The 16,155-nt window shown below is 64.1% G+C and carries 15 protein-coding genes and 1 pseudogene; 2 read left to right on the top strand and 14 right to left on the bottom strand.

Translation table 11 applies throughout. From position 1 onward, the window contains the following. Positions 1-214 precede the first annotated feature (214 nt). Genes murB through mraZ form a run of 12 tightly spaced genes read right to left on the bottom strand, consistent with a single transcriptional unit; the run spans position 215 to position 13,917 of the window. Positions 215-1,180, bottom strand: coding sequence for a UDP-N-acetylmuramate dehydrogenase (gene murB / locus AC1DZ8_RS22565; protein WP_477301208.1), 966 nt, complete (start codon positions 1,178-1,180; stop codon positions 215-217). Further along, positions 1,177-2,583 (bottom strand): UDP-N-acetylmuramate--L-alanine ligase, encoded by a 1,407-nt coding sequence (gene murC, locus AC1DZ8_RS22570; RefSeq protein ID WP_477301206.1) that lies wholly within the window; start codon positions 2,581-2,583, stop codon positions 1,177-1,179. The genes murB and murC overlap by 4 nt, the downstream gene beginning before the upstream one ends. Beyond that, on the bottom strand, positions 2,583-3,707 hold the full coding sequence (murG, locus tag AC1DZ8_RS22575) for an undecaprenyldiphospho-muramoylpentapeptide beta-N-acetylglucosaminyltransferase (RefSeq protein WP_477301204.1): 1,125 nt from the start codon (positions 3,705-3,707) through the stop codon (positions 2,583-2,585). Before murG ends, murC begins: the two co-directional genes overlap by 1 nt. 1 nt (position 3,708) lies before the next feature. Then, positions 3,709-4,860 (bottom strand): putative lipid II flippase FtsW, encoded by a 1,152-nt coding sequence (gene ftsW / locus AC1DZ8_RS22580; RefSeq protein ID WP_477301202.1) that lies wholly within the window; start codon positions 4,858-4,860, stop codon positions 3,709-3,711. Then, positions 4,860-6,260 carry a UDP-N-acetylmuramoyl-L-alanine--D-glutamate ligase gene (murD, locus tag AC1DZ8_RS22585; RefSeq protein WP_477301200.1) on the bottom strand — a complete coding sequence of 467 codons (1,401 nt, stop codon included), beginning with the start codon at positions 6,258-6,260 and terminating at the stop codon, positions 4,860-4,862. The genes ftsW and murD overlap by 1 nt, the downstream gene beginning before the upstream one ends. Positions 6,261-6,268: 8 nt before the next feature. Further along, the gene (gene mraY / locus AC1DZ8_RS22590; RefSeq protein ID WP_477231526.1) at positions 6,269-7,351 is read right to left on the bottom strand and encodes a phospho-N-acetylmuramoyl-pentapeptide-transferase; all 1,083 of its coding nucleotides are present in this window, start codon (positions 7,349-7,351) and stop codon (positions 6,269-6,271) included. A gap of 19 nt (positions 7,352-7,370) precedes the next feature. Beyond that, positions 7,371-8,804 (bottom strand): UDP-N-acetylmuramoylalanyl-D-glutamyl-2,6-diaminopimelate--D-alanyl-D-alanine ligase, encoded by a 1,434-nt coding sequence (locus AC1DZ8_RS22595; RefSeq protein ID WP_477301198.1) that lies wholly within the window; start codon positions 8,802-8,804, stop codon positions 7,371-7,373. Then, positions 8,801-10,255: a UDP-N-acetylmuramoyl-L-alanyl-D-glutamate--2,6-diaminopimelate ligase gene (locus tag AC1DZ8_RS22600; RefSeq protein ID WP_477301196.1), complete on the bottom strand. Its 1,455-nt coding sequence runs from the start codon at positions 10,253-10,255 to the stop codon at positions 8,801-8,803. The genes AC1DZ8_RS22595 and AC1DZ8_RS22600 overlap by 4 nt, the downstream gene beginning before the upstream one ends. 54 nt (positions 10,256-10,309) lie before the next feature. Then, positions 10,310-12,034 (bottom strand): peptidoglycan D,D-transpeptidase FtsI family protein, encoded by a 1,725-nt coding sequence (locus AC1DZ8_RS22605; RefSeq protein WP_477301194.1) that lies wholly within the window; start codon positions 12,032-12,034, stop codon positions 10,310-10,312. A gap of 14 nt (positions 12,035-12,048) precedes the next feature. Continuing rightward, positions 12,049-12,441: a cell division protein FtsL gene (ftsL, locus tag AC1DZ8_RS22610; protein ID WP_477301192.1), complete on the bottom strand. Its 393-nt coding sequence runs from the start codon at positions 12,439-12,441 to the stop codon at positions 12,049-12,051. 4 nt (positions 12,442-12,445) lie between these two features. Then, positions 12,446-13,462 (bottom strand): 16S rRNA (cytosine(1402)-N(4))-methyltransferase RsmH, encoded by a 1,017-nt coding sequence (gene rsmH / locus AC1DZ8_RS22615; RefSeq protein WP_477301190.1) that lies wholly within the window; start codon positions 13,460-13,462, stop codon positions 12,446-12,448. After that, positions 13,459-13,917, bottom strand: coding sequence for a division/cell wall cluster transcriptional repressor MraZ (gene mraZ, locus AC1DZ8_RS22620; RefSeq protein WP_477301188.1), 459 nt, complete (start codon positions 13,915-13,917; stop codon positions 13,459-13,461). The genes rsmH and mraZ overlap by 4 nt, the downstream gene beginning before the upstream one ends. On the opposite strand from mraZ, the gene AC1DZ8_RS22625 reads away from it, so the two are divergent. Together AC1DZ8_RS22625 and AC1DZ8_RS22630 are read left to right on the top strand one after the other, a co-directional pair. Beyond that, positions 13,916-14,212 (top strand): hypothetical protein, encoded by a 297-nt coding sequence (locus AC1DZ8_RS22625; protein ID WP_477301187.1) that lies wholly within the window; start codon positions 13,916-13,918, stop codon positions 14,210-14,212. The genes mraZ and AC1DZ8_RS22625 overlap by 2 nt on opposite strands. A 112-nt stretch (positions 14,213-14,324) precedes the next feature. Then, a complete protein-coding gene (locus AC1DZ8_RS22630) occupies positions 14,325-15,440 on the top strand; it encodes a cystathionine gamma-lyase (RefSeq protein WP_477301186.1) in 1,116 nt (371 codons plus the stop codon). Between the two features lie 9 nt (positions 15,441-15,449). Here AC1DZ8_RS22630 and AC1DZ8_RS22635 read toward each other — a convergent pair. Both AC1DZ8_RS22635 and AC1DZ8_RS22640 read right to left on the bottom strand, forming a co-directional pair. Continuing rightward, positions 15,450-15,724: pseudogene (locus AC1DZ8_RS22635) on the bottom strand (type II toxin-antitoxin system RelE/ParE family toxin). A 21-nt stretch (positions 15,725-15,745) separates the two neighbouring features. After that, on the bottom strand, positions 15,746-16,018 hold the full coding sequence (locus AC1DZ8_RS22640; RefSeq protein ID WP_477301492.1) for a type II toxin-antitoxin system ParD family antitoxin: 273 nt from the start codon (positions 16,016-16,018) through the stop codon (positions 15,746-15,748). Positions 16,019-16,155: the final 137 nt, after the last annotated feature.

The raw sequence follows: 16,155 nt of genomic DNA on the forward strand, positions 1-16,155 counted from the left end.
GGAAAACGCGGTCGACGCGTCGAACGACTCAAATCAGGAAACGCTTTAGGGCAGAGAATCAGAGAGTTGATTCGCTGGCAAGTGCTTATGATTCCGACAGATTCACTTTCCGCGAAAACGGCGGCAAAAAGCGTGTTGTGAGTCTTTCGGGCAACGGTCGAACGGCTATTTCAGACCGTTTGAAGTTCATGCATCACATGAACTTCTGCTCGCGCTAAAGCAGCTGTCCGAGGAATTCCTGCACCGCGTGGCCGGGGCGGAAATTGCCGAGGCGCTTGATTTCCCACTGCAGCCGGATGCCGGAATTTACAAGCACTCGGGCGCGCACCGTCTCGCCAAGATATTCGAGGTCGTAGCCGGTCGCGGTTCCGGTGTTGATCATGAAGTTGCAGTGCATCGGCGACATCTGCGCGCCGCCGATCATCAGTCCACGGCAGCCGGCCTTGTCGATCTCCTTCCAGGCCGAGGTGCCTTCCGGATTCTTGAAGGTCGAGCCGCCGGTCTTCTCGCGGATCGGCTGCACCGTCTCGCGATGCGTCTGGACGGCATCCATCGCCGCCTTGATCGCCGCCTTGTCTTCCGGCACGCCTTCGAAAATGGCGGAGGTGAAGATCAGCCCGGCAGGTGTTGCCGAGTGACGATAGGCATAGCCCATGTCTTCATTGCTGAGCGTGTGCAAATTGCCCTTGCGGTCGAGCGCCCGCACCTCGACGACGCGCTCACGCGTCTCGACGCCGTTGGCGCCGGCATTCATCCTGAGCGCGCCGCCGATGGCGCCGGGAATACCGTGGTAGAAATGAAAGCCGCCAATGCCGGCCTCATAGGCAACGGCCGCGACGCGCTTGTCGGGCGTAGCCGCACCCGCCTTGATACCGGTCGGTGAAACCACCTCGGCCTCGCCAAAGCCCTTGGCCGAAAGCCTGACGACGAACCCTGGAATGCCGCCGTCACGCACAAGCAGGTTCGAGCCGACGCCGACGACGGTAAGCGGGATCTCCTCCGGCACGGCGCGCAGGAAGGCGGCAAGGTCTTCCTCGTCAGCCGGCTGAAACAGCGCCTCGGCCAGCCCTCCGGCGCGGAACCAGGTGATCTTGTCCATCTCGGCGTTGGGCGTCAGCCGTCCACGCAGACCGGCAAGCCGGTCGCCCAGTTTGTCGAGCAGGTCCTGGCCGCGCATCATGAGACCGCACCGCCGAGTTCTTTGGGCAGCGCATAGGCCCATTGGGTGATGTTGCCGGCGCCGAGGAAGACGACGAAGTCGCCGGGTTTGGCCAACTCGCGAATGGTGGGGGCGATGGCAGCCGGACCGTCGATATAGCGCGCGTCACGGTGGCCGCCGGAGCGGATGCGCGACACCAGCGCCTCCGAGGTCACGCCATCGATCGGCTCCTCGCCCGCCGCATAGACCGGCGCCAGCATCACCGTGTCGGCATCGTTGAAGCAGACCGAGAATTCGTCGAACAGATCGTGCAGCCGGGTGAAGCGGTGCGGTTGCGCAATGGCGATGACACGGCCCTTGGTGGCGCTGCGTGCCGCCTTCAGCACCGCCGTGATCTCGACCGGGTGATGACCGTAATCGTCGAAGATCTCGACGCCGTCCCACGAGCCGGTGTGGGTGAAGCGCCGCTTGACGCCGGCAAAGGAAGACAGCCCCTTCTTGATCGCCTCGGCCGAAAGTCCGAGCTCATGCGCAACCGCGATCGCGGCGGTGGCATTGGAGACGTTGTGGCGGCCGGGCATCGGCAGCCGCAGGTCTGATATCGTGATCTGGTCGCCGGTCTTGCGGTCGCGGATCACCACGTCGAATTCGGAGGCGGCGCCTGCCATGCGGTGGTTGGTGAAGCGAACATCGGCCTGAGCGTTCTCGCCATAGGTAATGACGCGGCGGTCCTCGATGCGGCTGACCAGCGCCTGCACTTCCGGATGGTCGGTGCACATCACGCCAAAACCGTAGAACGGCACGTTCTCGACGAACTGCCGGAAGGCTTCGCGCACCTTGTCGAAGCTGCCGTAATGGTCGAGGTGCTCGGGATCGATGTTGGTGACGACGGCAATTTCGGCCGGCAGCTTCAGGAAGGTGCCGTCGCTTTCGTCGGCTTCGACCACCATCCACTCGCCGTCGCCCATGCGGGCATTGGTGCCATAGGCATTGATGATGCCACCATTGATGACCGTCGGGTCGAGCCCGCCGGCATCGAGCAGCGTCGCCACCATCGAGGTTGTCGTCGTCTTGCCATGCGTGCCGCCGATAGCGACGGCCTGGCGGAAGCGCATCAGCTCGGCCAGCATCTCGGCGCGGCGCACGATCGGCAACAGCTTTTCGCGCGCGGCCTTCAGCTCGGGATTGGTCTTCTTGATCGCCGTCGACACCACCACCACTTCGGCGGCGCCGATATTCTCGGCCTTGTGGCCGACGAAGCATTCGATGCCTTTGTCGCGCAGCCGCTGCACATTGGCGCTGTCGGCCTGGTCTGAGCCCTGCACCTTGTAGCCGAGATTGTGCAGCACCTCGGCAATGCCGCTCATGCCGATGCCGCCAATGCCGATGAAATGCACAAGGCCGATGGTCTGCGGCATCTTCATCAATGCGTCCCTTTCCTGAAATCCGATACGGTTTTTCTGGACGCAATAGCCTCTGTGAGATCGGCGAGCAACCGTGCCGCGTCCGGCCGGCCGGCCGACTTCGCGCCGGCAGCCATCGCCGCCAGCCGCTCGGGATTGTCCATCAGCCCGCCAACAAGCGCCGCGATGCGCTCCGGCGACAGCGAGGATTGCGGATGCACCTCGCCGCCACCGGCGGCGGCAAGGGCGGCTGCGTTCGCTGCCTGGTCGTGGTCCAGCGCATAGGGATAAGGCACCAGCAGCGCCGGCCGGCCGATGACGGCGATTTCCGAGACCGTCGAGGCGCCGGAACGCGAAATCACCAGATGCGCCGCAGCCATGCGCTGCGCCATGTCTGTGAAGAAGGGCGAGACCTCGACATGGACGCCAAGGGCCGCATAGCTCGTCTTCACCCGCGCCACGTCATCGGCGCGGGCCTGTTGGGTGATCACCAGCCGCTTGCGTTGCGCATCCGGCAGGAGGGCGATCGCCGCCGGCATGGCATCGGAAAAGAACTGCGCGCCCTGGCTGCCGCCGAACACCAGGAGCCGGAACGGCTCCTCACCTTGAGATGCCGTGTATGGCGTCTTTGCTGCTTCCAGGATCGGCGGCCTGACCGGATTGCCTGTTATGACTGTCTTGGCGCCGGCAGCACTTTCATCTTCGGGCAGGAAGCCGCCGGCAATGGCGTCGACGCGGCCGGACAGCGCCCGGTTGGCGCGCCCCATCACCGCATTCTGCTCATGGATCAGCGTCGGCACCTTGCGCCGCGTCGCGGCATACAGCGGCGGCAAGGTGGGATAACCGCCGAAGCCGACGACCGCGTCAGGCTTGATCCTGGCGATGACGGCGGAAGCCTGGCGCACGCCGCGCCAGATTTTCCAGAACGCGCCAAGCAGCGCGACAGGGTTTTTCGAGCCGATCGTCGCCGACTGGATCGGATGGATGGCGGCGGCCGGGAAATGGCCGGCAAACCGCTCGGCGCGGTCATCCGTCGCCAGATGCACGCTCCAGCCGCGCTCGATCAGCTCATGCGCCAGCGCCTCGGCCGGAAACAGATGTCCACCGGTTCCGCCCGCGGCGAGAAGAATGACACCCCGCGCCATATCACTCCGCCGGCAAGGTGCGCTGCGACAGGGCAAAGCCCATCTGCTTGCGCTTTTCCGGTCGCTTGCGCGTCAGCGCCAGCACCATGCCCATCGAGATGGCAATGGCGATCTGCGAGGAACCGCCATAGGAAATGAAGGGCAGCGTCATGCCCTTGGCCGGCATCAGCTGCAGGTTGACGCACATGTTGATGACCGACTGCAGGCCGAACACCGTGACCAGCCCGCCGACGGCATAGCGGGTGAAATCGTCATGTTCCTTCAGCGCCGTGTTGAGGCCGCGCAGCACGATGAAGGCGAAGATCGACATGATGAAGAAGCACATGATCAGCCCGAACTCCTCGCCGGCGACCGAAAACACGAAGTCGGCATGCGCGTCGGGGATGACGCGCTTGACCGTGCCCTCGCCCGGCCCGACGCCGAACCAGTGGCCGTTGATCAGCGCCTCGCGGCCCATATCGACCTGGAACGTGTCGCCTTCGCCGGTAAGGAATTTGTCGATGCGGGCGGCGACGTGCGGGAACACCGTGTAGGCGGCAAACAGGCCGCTGGCGCCGGTGGCGCCAAGCGCGATGATCCACAGCCACGGCAGGCCGGCCATGAAGAACATGACGCCCCAGGTGCCGGTGACCAGCATGGTCTGGCCGAGATCGGGCTGCGCCACCAAAAGCGAGATGACCAGGATCAGGAGCAGCATGGCAAACAGGTTGCCGGGGATGTCCGGCTGGCGCTTGTGCTCGGCGAACAGCCAGGCGCAGACGATGACGAAGGCAGGCTTCAGGAATTCGGACGGCTGGATCGACATGCCGACGAAGGACACCCAGCGCCGCGCGCCTTTCACCTCGACGCCGATGTAGAGCACCGCCACCATCAGCACCAGCATGATGCACAATATGACCAAGGCCATGCGCCGGATCTGCCGCGATTCCAGGAAGGAGACCGCCAACATCACGCCGAGTGCCGGCACGGTGAAGATGATCTGCCTGGTGGCGAAGTGGAAACTGTCGAGGCCGATGCGTTCGGCCACCGCCGGGCTAGCCGCGAAGGAGAGCACGATGCCGAGCCCCATCAGCGACAGGAACGCCGCCAGGAACCAGCGATCGATCGTCCACCACCAGGTCGCAACCGGGCTTTTGTCGAGACGGCTTTGCATTATCGTGCCCCTCCGATGGGTTTCACACCCTCGATAGCATTCGCAGCTTGCCTGAAGGCTTCGCCGCGAACTTCGAAATTCTTGAACTGGTCGAAACTGGCGCAGGCGGGCGACAACAGCACCACCACCTCGCCACTATCGTCCTTGGCCGCGTCCTGAGCCGCATGGTCGACCGCGGCGGCCAGCGTGCCCGAGATCTCGTAGGGCACGGCTTCGCCAAGCGTCGCCGAGAATGCGGGCGCTGCCTCTCCAATCAGATAGGCCTTGGCGATGCGCGGGAAGAAGCCGCGCAGCGGGTCGATACCGCCTTCCTTGGGTAACCCGCCGGCAATCCAGTAGATGCGCGAGAAGCTCGACAGAGCGGGTGCCGCCGCATCGGCATTGGTCGCCTTGGAATCGTTGACGAACAGCACGTGGTCCTTGCGGCCGACCTGCTCCATGCGGTGCGCGAGGCCCGGAAAGCTCTCGAGCCCCGCCTGGATCTCGCCGAGGCTCAAGCCCACCTTGAGGCAAGCAGCAACCGCGGCCAGCGCGTTCTGCGCATTGTGCTGGCCGCGCAGCGAACCTATGCCTTCGAGGAAGGCGACGCGGCTGTAGCGGCCATGCACGGCTTCCATCAGATTGGAGCCGTCGGCGAAATAGCCGTCGGTCAGCGGCAGCCGCTTGGAGATGCGGATCACCTGCCTGCCCGCCCGCTCCAGCCGGTCGGCGATCTGCGCGCACCAGCTATCGTCGACGCCGACGATCGCCGTCTCGCTGCCGGCCACCAGCCGCTCCTTGATCGCGGCGTAGTGCTGCATGGTGCCGTGGCGGTCGAGATGATCAGGCGTCAGATTGAGCAGGATGCCGGCCGTCGGATTGATCGATGGCGCCAGATCGATTTGGTAGGACGAACATTCGACGACGTAGTGCCGGTCCGGCTGCGGCGGATCGAGCGTCATGATGGCGCGGCCGATATTGCCGCCCATCTGCGTGTCGCGCCCCGCCGACTTCAGGATATGCGCCGTCAGCGCCGTGGTTGTCGACTTGCCGTTGGTGCCGGTGATGGCGATGAACGGTGATGTTGGCGCGCGCAAAATCCGCTCGCGGCAGAACAGTTCGATGTCGCCGATCACCTCGACGCCTGAACCACGCGCGAGCTCGACAGTCCAGTGCGGCTTGGGATGGGTCAGCGGCACGCCGGGCGACAGAACGAAGGCCGAAAACTTCGCCCAGTCGGCGCCGCGCAGATCGGCGGTTGCAATGCCCTGGCCAGCTGCCTTGGCGACGCTGTCGGGATTGTCGTCCCAGGCCAGCACGTCGGCCCCGCCCTCGATCAGCGCGCGCGCCGTCGCGATCCCCGAGCCGCCAAGCCCGAAGAGCGAAACGCGTTTGCCCGAAAAGGATGCGGCAGGGATCAAGCGGGCTCCTATCTCAGCTTCAGGGTCGACAGGCCGACCAGCGCCAGAATGACGGCGATGATCCAGAAGCGGATCACCACCTGGCTCTCGGTCCAGCCGAGCTTTTCGAAATGATGGTGGATCGGCGCCATCAGGAAGACGCGCTTGCCGGTCATCTTGAAGTAGCCGACCTGGATGATGACCGACAGGATTTCGACGACAAACAAGCCACCGACAATGACCAGCACGATCTCGTGCTTGGTGGCGACCGCGACGGTGCCGATCAGGCCGCCCATGGCCAGCGAACCGGTGTCGCCCATGAAGATCGCCGCCGGCGGCGCGTTGAACCAGAGGAAGCCGAGGCCGGCGCCGATGACGGCGCCGAGCACGACGGCCAGCTCGCCGGTGCCGGGCACGAAATGGATCTGCAGATATTCGGCGAACACGGCGTTGCCGGAGAGGTAGGCGATGACGCCGAAGGACGCCGCCGCAATCATGATCGGCACGATCGCCAGCCCGTCGAGACCGTCGGTCAAATTCACCGCATTGCCGGCGCCGACGATGACGAAGCAGGAGAACGGCACGAAGAACCAGCCGAGATTAACGATGAATTCCTTGGCGAAGGGGAAGGTCAGCGATGAGGAGAACGGCGCCTGGCCATTGTGCATGATCACCCAGGCGGCGATGCCGGCGATGACGAACTCCAGCGCCAGCCGCGCCTTGCCGGAAAAGCCGAGATGCGACTGCTTGGTCACCTTGAGATAGTCGTCGTAAAAGCCGATCGAGCCGAAGCCCAGCGTCACCAGCAGCACCACCCAGACATAGATCGAGGAGAGGTTCGCCCACAACAGCGACGAGCCGACGATGCCGCACAGGATCATCAGCCCGCCCATGGTCGGCGTGCCGGCCTTCTTGAAATGCGTCTGCGGCCCGTCGGCGCGAATCGGCTGACCCTTGCCTTGCCTGAGCCTGAGCGAATTGATGATGGTCGGCCCGAAGATGAAGACGATCAGCGCCGAGGTGATCAGCGCGCCGCCGGTGCGGAAGGTTATGTAGCGGAAGACATTGAAGACCGAGATCTTGTCCGCAAAATCGACGAGCAATGTAAACATGCGATTCCGTCCCCCGGAACTAGTTCTGTTTCGTGCCTGCGGCTTCAGCCGGATATTTGCCGAGCAAGGCCTCGACCAGTTTTGAAAAGCCGATGCCTTTCGACGATTTGACCATCACCACATCGCCAGCCTTCAGCGCGGACAACAGCAGCGGCTTCAATTCTTCCGCACCAGCGCGGTATTCCGCCGCGATCTCGTCGGGCAAAATGTCGGCTAGAGCCAGCATTTCCGGGCCGCCGAGAAAGACCGTGTTTGTCCCTGTGCCGACGATCAGTTCGGCAAGCGCGGCATGCAGCTTTGCCGAATGATCGCCGAGCTCGAGCATGTCGCCGAGCACGGCGATGCGCCGGCCCTCGCCCGTGACAGGCGTCGCGTTGAGCAGCGCCATGGCAGCAGCCATCGATGCCGGATTGGCGTTGTAGCTCTCGTCGATCAGCGTGATCAGTCCCTTGGGGTGACGCAGCACATGGCGCTTGCCGCGGCCGCGTTCGGCAGAGAGATCGGCCAGCGCCTCCGCCACCTTGCCGAGGTCGGCGTCAACCAGGTGCGCCGCGCCGAGAACGGCGAGCACATTCTGCACCATGTGGCGGCCGGGCGCGCCGATGCGAGCGACGATGTCCTGGCCGCCAATCCTGGCGGTGATATCGGAATGATCGGCATGCAGCTCGCATTTGGTGAGCTTGTAGGTCGAGCGGGCGTTTTCGCCGAAGCCGAAGACATGTTCGACGCCGGCGGCGCGCGCCATCTTGTCGAGCAGCTTCCAGCGCCCGTCGTCGCGGTTGAGCAGTGCTGCACCGCCAGGCTCGATGCCTTCGAAAATCTCGGCCTTCGCCTTGGCGATCTCATCGAGATTTTTGAAGAAGCCGAGATGCGCGGCGGCGATCAGCGTGACGATGGCGACATGCGGCCGGACCATCTTGACCAGCGGCCGGATCTCCCCGGGATGGTTCATGCCGATCTCGAACACCGCATAGTCGCAATCGTCCGGCATGCGCGCCAATGTCAGCGGCACGCCCCAGTGATTGTTGAACGATTGCGCCGAGGCATGCACCTTGCCCACCGCCGACAACACATGGCGCAGCGCTTCCTTGGTGGTGGTCTTGCCGGCCGATCCAGTCACCGCGATGATTTTCGCCTTCGAACGGGCGCGGGCGGCAACGCCGAGTTTTTCCAGTGCCGCCAGCACATCCTGCACCACGATCATCGGCGCCGTCAGCCGCCCGAGCGACGGCAGTTTGCCTTCGGCGACGACCAGAACGCCGGCGCCGGCCTTGATCGCCGCGGTCGCGAAATCATGGCCATCCATCGCCTCGCCCTTGATGGCGAAGAAAGCGTCGCCCGGCTGCAGGCTGCGGCTGTCGATCGAAATCCCCGAAATGCCCTCCGGCATCGGCCCGAGCGGCCGTCCGCCCATGGCGTCCACAAGCGCATCGGCGGTCCAGAGCACGCTCATGCGGCCCGCTCCCGCAGTGCCGAGCGGACTTCCTCATGGTCTGAGAAGGGAAATGTCTCGGCGCCGATGGTCTGGCCCTCTTCATGGCCCTTGCCGGCAACGATCAGCGTGTCGCCGGCCTTGAGCATGGCCACCGCGTCGTGGATCGCCTTGCGGCGGTCGCCGATCTCGATGGCGCCGGGCGCCGCCGCCAGGATCGCGGCGCGGATGGTTTCGGGAACTTCCGAACGCGGATTATCATCGGTGACGATGACGACATCGGCCAACCGCGTGGCGATTTCGCCCATGATCGGCCTTTTTCCCCGGTCACGGTCGCCGCCGCAGCCGAACACGACAATGACGCGGCCGGTGGTGAACGGTCGCACCGCAGCCAGCACATTTTCCAGCGCATCGGGCTTGTGGGCATAGTCGACATAGACCGGCGCACCATTGGCGGTCGCGCCGACAAGGTCGAGACGGCCTGGTGCGCCCTGGAGTTTCTCCAATGCCATCAAGGCCTTGGCGACTGGCGTTCCAGTGGAAATCGCCAGACCCGCCGAGACCAGGGCGTTGGCGATCTGGAAGTCGCCGGCAAGCGGCAGGTCGATCTCGTAGAGCACGCCATCGGCTTCCACCTCGGCGCGCTGGCGGTGGCGTTCGTGCTCAACCCGCTTCAGCCGCAGGAAATCGCCATGGCGGCCGACCGTCAGCACTTTGAGCCCGGCGGCTTGTGCGGCATGAATAGTCGGCGCAGACCACGGATCGTCTGCGAAGATAACCGCCGGCGCGCTTTTCGGCAGCAACGCATCGAACAGGCGCAATTTGGCGCGATGGTAGTCCTCGACCGTCGGATGGTAATCCATGTGGTCGCGGCCGAGATTGGTGAAACCGCCGGCGGCGAGCTTCACACCATCGAGGCGGCGCTGATCGAGACCGTGGCTGGAGGCCTCCATCGAGGCGTGGGTGACGCCTGCCTCCGCCAGTTCCTTGAGCAACTGGTGCAAAGCCACCGGATCGGGCGTGGTCAGCGAGCCATAGTCGTTGCGGCCCGGCGCGACGACGCCGGTGGTGCCGATCGAAGCGGCGGCAAAGCCGGCCTGCTCCCAGATCTGCCTGACGAAGGCGGCGACCGACGTCTTGCCGGCGGTGCCGGTCACCGCGACCATGGTCTCAGGCTGCTTGCCGAAGAAACGTGCCGCGCTCAGTGCCAGCGCCAGGCGTGGATCATCGACGCTGAGCACCGGGACGGACAGGCCGGTACCGGCGCTGGCCTTGCCCAAGACAACCGCCGCGGCGCCGCGCTTGGCCGCATCGGTGGCATAGGTGGCGCCATCTGCCTTGCTGCCGGCAAGCGCGAAAAAGACGACGCCCGGTTTGACCTGGCGGGAATCCGACGAAATCCCGGTGACCTCCACATCGCGGGATGTTGTTCCCTCGACAGGCAGGATACCGGCTAAATCTCTCAGGTGCATCGAACCCCGTTTATCTCAACAAAATAGCGCGCAGTTGCCGGCGCGCCCCAAGAATCACTGATAGGAAACCAGCGTTGCACCATTTTCATGGCTGAAATCTGGCTTCACGCCAAGCATGGCCGCTGACCGCCGGATGATATTGCCGGCCATGACCCCCGCATTGTTGGCGGCAACGTCGGTCATCCCGGGCTTTTCCGGGTGCGGAGCGTCGGCAATCGTAAACACCAGATATTGCGGATCGTCCATCGGGAAAGCGGCGACGAAGGTGTTGAAATTCAGTTCCTTCGAGTAGCGGCCATTGATGACCTTTTCGGCAGTTCCGGTCTTGCCGCCAACACGGTAGCCGGGGGCCCGGGCGTTTCTGGCCGAGCCCTTCTCGGCATTGAGCGTGTAGAGGTAGCGCATGCCCTCCACCGTCTTTTCGCTGACCACTCTCTTGGCCACCGCCATGGCTTCCTGCTGGCTGCGGACCAGGAATGTCGGCTGGATCAGGTAGCCCTGCATCAGCGCCGCGCAGCCGACAGCGGCCTGCAGCGGTGTCGTCGACACGCCATGGCCGAAAGCGATGGTGAACGAGTTGACCTGTTTCCAGACCTTCGGTTCAGTCGGGCGGGCGACTTCAGGCAGTTCGGTCTGCATCCTGTCCAGGATACCGAGGCGATGCAGGAATTCGCGATGCCCCTCGATGCCGACCATCTCGGCCTCGCGGGCCGATCCGATGTTGGAGGAATAGAGGAACACTTCCGGCAGCGAGAGCACGCGGTTCTTGCCATGAAAATCGTGGATGGCCTGATGGCCGACACGGATCGGATGCGATGCGTCGAAACGGCTGTTCATGTTGGCCTTGCCGGAATCGAGCGCCATCGCCGAGGTGAAGCTCTTGAAGGTCGAGCCCATTTCGTAGAGGCCGGCCGACATGCGATTCAGGCGGTCCTTGTCCTGCGCATTGTAGGGATTGTTCGGATCGAAATCCGGCACAGAGGCCATGGCCACCACTTCACCGGTCTTGATGTTGAGCACGACGGCGCCAGCGCCCATGGCGCGATAGCGCTCGAGGCCGGCGGCGATCTCGTCACGCACCACATGCTGGACGCGCAGATCGATCGACAGCTGCACCGGCTTCAGGTCTTTTGCCACCGCGAGGCCTGAGGCCTGCAAGTCGCTTAGGCCCTGCTCGTCAATGTACTTCTCCATGCCGGAGATGCCCTGATTGTCGATGTTGGTGAGGCCGACAATGTAGGACGAGGTCACGCCGGCCGGATAGAAGCGGCGCTTTTCGGTCCGAAAGCCGATGCCGGGAATGCCAAGCTGCATGATGTCGGCCTGCTGCTTGGGCGTCAGCTGCCGCTGCAGCCAGACGAAGCCGGCGCCGCTCTTCAGCTTGTGGTAGGTCTGCTCGGGGTCGATATCGGGCAGGATGGTCGACAGCTTTTCGATCGCCTCGTCGGCATCGACGATGCGGCGCGGCTCGGCAAACAGCGATGCCGTCTTGATGTCGGTCGCCAGCACTTCGCCGTTGCGGTCGACGATATCGGGACGCGACGCCGTCACCCGGCTCTGCGGCCCGTTCGACAAATCTGGGTTCTGGAAACCGAGATAGACCAGCCGCCCGGCGATGGTCGAATAGATGCCAAAGAAGACCGCCATCGTCATGATGATGCGGGTCTTGGCCTTGCCGCCGGTTGCCTTGCGCGCACCCTCGACGACGATCGAGCCGTCCTCGCCGGTCCTTGCGCGCCGCTTCAGCAACCCACCGATCTTCGGAAGCTTGACGCTCATTGGAAACCCGACGGTCATTGGACGATGGCTCCGGTCACCACGGGATCCTTGCCGGCTGGTTCTTTGCCGGAGATATCAGCCATGCCGCCAAGCCGCTGCGACGACAGGTCCTCGATGTTGAGCGGTTTTGCCGGCAGATCGTCGATCCCGACGATCTGACGCGCATTGACCGGCTCGAGCGCCAGCTGCGATTTGTAGGTTTCAGCCAGCTTCTGCAGGCGCGACGGCTGGGTCAGCAGGCTCCAGTCGGCCTTGAGCAGGTCGATCGTGTCCTCCTCGTAGCGGATCTGCGCCTCGATCTTCTGCACCGAGGCCAGTTGCTCCTCGGCCTCGCGCTTGGCCTTGTAGGTAAGGGCCGCGGCCGAGACCATGACGGCGATCAGGACTATGTCGCTGGTTCGAAACAAGTGTTCACCTCTCTCGCGGCGCCTGGATGCCGGGAAGCTTTGGAAGGCCGAAAATTGAAAGATCGCCGGCACGCGCCGGCGCCTCGGTACGGATCGCAGCGCGCAGCCTGGCCGAGCGCGCCCGCGGATTGGCGGCTATCTCGGCGTCGCCGGGTGTGACGCCGCCACCGGCCTTGCGGAAGGTGGCGTTGCGCGCATGCGCCTCAGGCATATGGCGCGAGCCGGTCACCGCATCGGCGCGGTCGGCGATGAAGCGCTTGACGATGCGGTCTTCCAGCGAATGGAACGTCACCACGGCAAGCCGCCCGCCGGGCTTGAGCACGCGCTCTGACGCCACCAGCGCCCTGGCCAGTTCACCAAGTTCGTCATTGACGAAAATGCGCAGCGCCTGGAAGACGCGGGTGGCCGGATGAATCTTGTCCTTCGGCGCGCGGCCGATATGCGTCTCGATGGCGTCGGCGAGGTCGAGCGTGCGCTCGAACGGGCGTTTTTCGCGGCGGCTCTCGATCATGCGGGCGATGCGACCAGCGTTGCGCTCTTCGCCAAGGAAACCGAAAATGCGGGCAAGGTCACCCGTCTTGAACGAATTGACGACATCGGCGGCGCTCAAGCCGGCCTGCGCCATGCGCATGTCGAGCGGCCCGTCGGCGCGGAACGAAAAGCCGCGCTCGGCCTGGTCGACCTGCATGGAGGAAATGCCGATGTCGAGCACAACGCCGTCGGCACTTTCGACCTGTTCGTCCAGCGTCGAGAACGGCGCTTGCACCAGCCTCAGTCTGCCATCGGATTGCTGCTCCAGGCTGCGTCCCGCGGCAATGGCGTCCGGATCGCGATCGATGGCCACCACCGAGGCGCCGCTTGCCAGGATCGCTTTGGTGTAGCCGCCGGCGCCGAAGGTGCCGTCGACGATCACATCGCCTTCTGTGGGCGATAGCGCTTCCAGCACTTCGGCAAGGAGGACCGGAATGTGGCGGACCGATCCGCCAACGGCGCTGATATCATCGCCGTGATCCGCCATCATTCCGGTCGCTCCCCAGGCTTCGTCCCCTGCCGAAGCTGCAAAAGCCGGGCGCGCGCCTGCGCCCCATAGGCGGCAAGCCGCTCGGGTTCCCAAACTTGAAAGAAATTGCCGCGGCCGACAAAGGCCACTTCGCTCGTAATGCCGGTATGGTCGCGGATGAAATCGCTCATCGTGATGCGGCCGTCCTGGTCGAGCTTCAGGAACGTCCCGTCGCCATGGCAGAAGAACGACATGTCGTCCGCCGTCTGCAGGAAAGGGTCTTCCAGCGCGATGCGCTGTTCGTAGCGGTCGAGCAAATCGAGCCCGCCGACATCCATCGCCGCGACATCCAGGCAACGCAGTGCGTAGAGGTCCGAATAGCCGCGCTTCTGCACGACCGCGCGGAAATGCGCCGGAACGGAGACCCGCCCCTTCGCATCGATCCTGTTCACTGCGCTTGACAGAAACCGGTCCATGACACGCTACAGCCGCTTCCGCCGCCGCACCCCTCTCCATGTTTTCGTCCGCGCCAGCGAGGCGCGTCCCCTGCCGAAAAACTGCTTCGGTCCCAACAGCAAAACCCGGCAAACGCGCAGCCGCCGCGGCTGCCCGATTGGCGTACGCTTTACCCTGACGCGGAACGAAGGCTTTGGTATCGAAATGGGATATCATGGGGCACTATGGGCGTCAACGGGAACAGGCTTCACAAACGCGCGCGCCACAACCGGTGAGAGCAGCTTTGACGACGCTCCCGTCTTTATCCCTCATTAAGCCTAACGAAGCGTTTAGAGCGGCTTGGCCCAACCGGAAGCGGCTTGCCGCGCATCGCCGCCACGCATAGCGTCGGCCCGTCTTTTCCGCTCAGCAACAAGGTTTGAAATCCATGTCCGAAACAGCCAGGTCACGCGCGGCCTCCCTTGCCCATCTGCGCCGCGACGGGCTTGCCAAAGGCGACCCCATCCCGTTGCCGCTGACCATGGCCGCCATTTTCCACAATCCGGGCGATGGCGCCGGCTACAGCCAGTATGGCCGCTACAGCAACGCCACCTGGGACGCGGTCGAGCACATGCTGGCGCATCTGGAAGACGCCCCGTGCGTCGGCTTCCCCTCGGGAATGGCGGCGATCTCGGCGGTGTTTTTCGGGTTGCTCAAAACAGGCGACCGCGTCCTTTTGCCTTCCGACGGCTATCACGCCACGCGCGCGCTGGCCGAGCGTTTCCTGAAACCGTTCGGCATCGCCTATGATCTCAGGCCGACATCGACCTTTCTCGACGGCGGCTTCGAGGGCTATCGGCTCGTCTACATCGAAACCCCGTCAAATCCGCGATTGGACATCTGCGACATCACAGCCGTCGCCGAGGCTGCCCACCGGACGGGCGCGATCGTCGTCGTCGACAACACGACGATGACGCCGTTCGGCCAGCGCCCGCTGGATCTTGGCGCCGATATTGTCGTTGCCGCAGACACCAAAGCGGCCAACGGCCACTCCGACGTGCTGTTCGGCCATGTCGCCAGCCGCAATCCGGACATCATCGCCGCCGTTACCGGCTGGCGCGAGCTGGCGGGCGGCATTCCCGGCCCGTTCGAGGCCTGGCTGGTGCATCGCGGCCTGGAGACATTGGACGTGCGCTTCGACCGGATGTGCACTTCGGCGGAGGTGATCGCGAAGCGCCTAAAAGATCATCGCGCCGTGAGCGGCCTGCGCTATCCCGGGCTGGAGGGCGACCCGTCGCACAACCTCGCCCGCGCCCAGATGGAGCGCTTCGGCTTCCTCGTCTCCTTCGAACTCGCCTCGGAGGGCAAGGCCGAGGATTTCATCAACAACTGCACACTGATGCAGGCGGCAACTTCCTTCGGTGGCGTCCATACCTCGGCCGAGAGACGAGCAAAGCGCGGCGATGCCGTGCCACCCGGCTTCGTACGCCTGTCAGTGGGTTGCGAACCGGTGGAAGAATTATGGCAGGCGATCGAGGCATCGCTGAACAAGATCGGGGCTTGAGCTGACCGCTTAGGTGACGACGTCGTCGGCGCCGATATTGCGCCTGCCGTGCAGGACACGGACAATCTCGATAGCGTCTTCTCGGACGCGATACAGAATGAGGTATTCGCTAACGATCAGATGGCGGATACCAGGGGCGATATCATCGCGCGTGCGCCTGAGTATGGATATGTCGCCAGCTGCTGCCAGCGTGCCTCAATCCGATCGAGGAGCCGATCGGCCGCAGGCTCGCTGTCTGGTGCAACGTGCAGCCAGATTGCGATCAGGTCCTCTTCTGCGCGCATTGCGGACGATGGGCAGCAAACTCATGCGTCGTCGCCTCTCAATCGTCTGCGTGCTTCGGCCTTGATCTCATCCATCGACGCAAACCGTCCCGGCCCGCCCTCGATCCCCTCCTGCACCAGCTTGCGCAGTTCCTCGACCGTGTAGCCGAGTAGGTCGCGGCGGTCTTTCCATTGCCGGAGCGCGTCGCGGATCACTTCGCTGGCCGACGCATATTCGCCGGCGGCCACAACATCGTCGACCGCCGCCGCCAGTTCCGGCGAAAGTGTGATGCTGCGTTTGTCGACATGACCCATGACGTGCTCCTTGATCACCACGATGGCCATGGTACGATTTAATCGCACCAGCTTCAAGAACGTCCATTGCTTTCAGCCTGCCCCGCGCGGTTGATTCAACTGCTGAAGCACCTGAATCAACAGGCGCGCCCGAGGGC

It is taken from the genome of Mesorhizobium sp. P2_F7 (genome assembly GCF_056403695.1).

Excerpts from the sequence above, each read along its gene's own strand:
- mraZ (WP_477301188.1), bottom strand. The coding sequence starts at position 13,917 with ATGGACCGGTTTCTGTCAAGCGCAGTGAACAGGATCGATGCGAAGGGG.
- murC (WP_477301206.1), bottom strand. The coding sequence starts at position 2,583 with ATGAAGATGCCGCAGACCATCGGCCTTGTGCATTTCATCGGCATTGGC.
- mraY (WP_477231526.1), bottom strand. The coding sequence starts at position 7,351 with ATGTTTACATTGCTCGTCGATTTTGCGGACAAGATCTCGGTCTTCAAT.
- AC1DZ8_RS22600 (WP_477301196.1), bottom strand. The coding sequence starts at position 10,255 with ATGCACCTGAGAGATTTAGCCGGTATCCTGCCTGTCGAGGGAACAACA.
- rsmH (WP_477301190.1), bottom strand. The coding sequence starts at position 13,462 with ATGATGGCGGATCACGGCGATGATATCAGCGCCGTTGGCGGATCGGTC.
- AC1DZ8_RS22605 (WP_477301194.1), bottom strand. The coding sequence starts at position 12,034 with ATGAGCGTCAAGCTTCCGAAGATCGGTGGGTTGCTGAAGCGGCGCGCA.
- murB (WP_477301208.1), bottom strand. The coding sequence starts at position 1,180 with ATGATGCGCGGCCAGGACCTGCTCGACAAACTGGGCGACCGGCTTGCC.
- AC1DZ8_RS22625 (WP_477301187.1), top strand. The coding sequence starts at position 13,916 with ATGACACGCTACAGCCGCTTCCGCCGCCGCACCCCTCTCCATGTTTTC.
- murG (WP_477301204.1), bottom strand. The coding sequence starts at position 3,707 with ATGGCGCGGGGTGTCATTCTTCTCGCCGCGGGCGGAACCGGTGGACAT.
- ftsW (WP_477301202.1), bottom strand. The coding sequence starts at position 4,860 with ATGCAAAGCCGTCTCGACAAAAGCCCGGTTGCGACCTGGTGGTGGACG.
- AC1DZ8_RS22640 (WP_477301492.1), bottom strand. The coding sequence starts at position 16,018 with ATGGGTCATGTCGACAAACGCAGCATCACACTTTCGCCGGAACTGGCG.
- AC1DZ8_RS22595 (WP_477301198.1), bottom strand. The coding sequence starts at position 8,804 with ATGAGCGTGCTCTGGACCGCCGATGCGCTTGTGGACGCCATGGGCGGA.
- AC1DZ8_RS22630 (WP_477301186.1), top strand. The coding sequence starts at position 14,325 with ATGTCCGAAACAGCCAGGTCACGCGCGGCCTCCCTTGCCCATCTGCGC.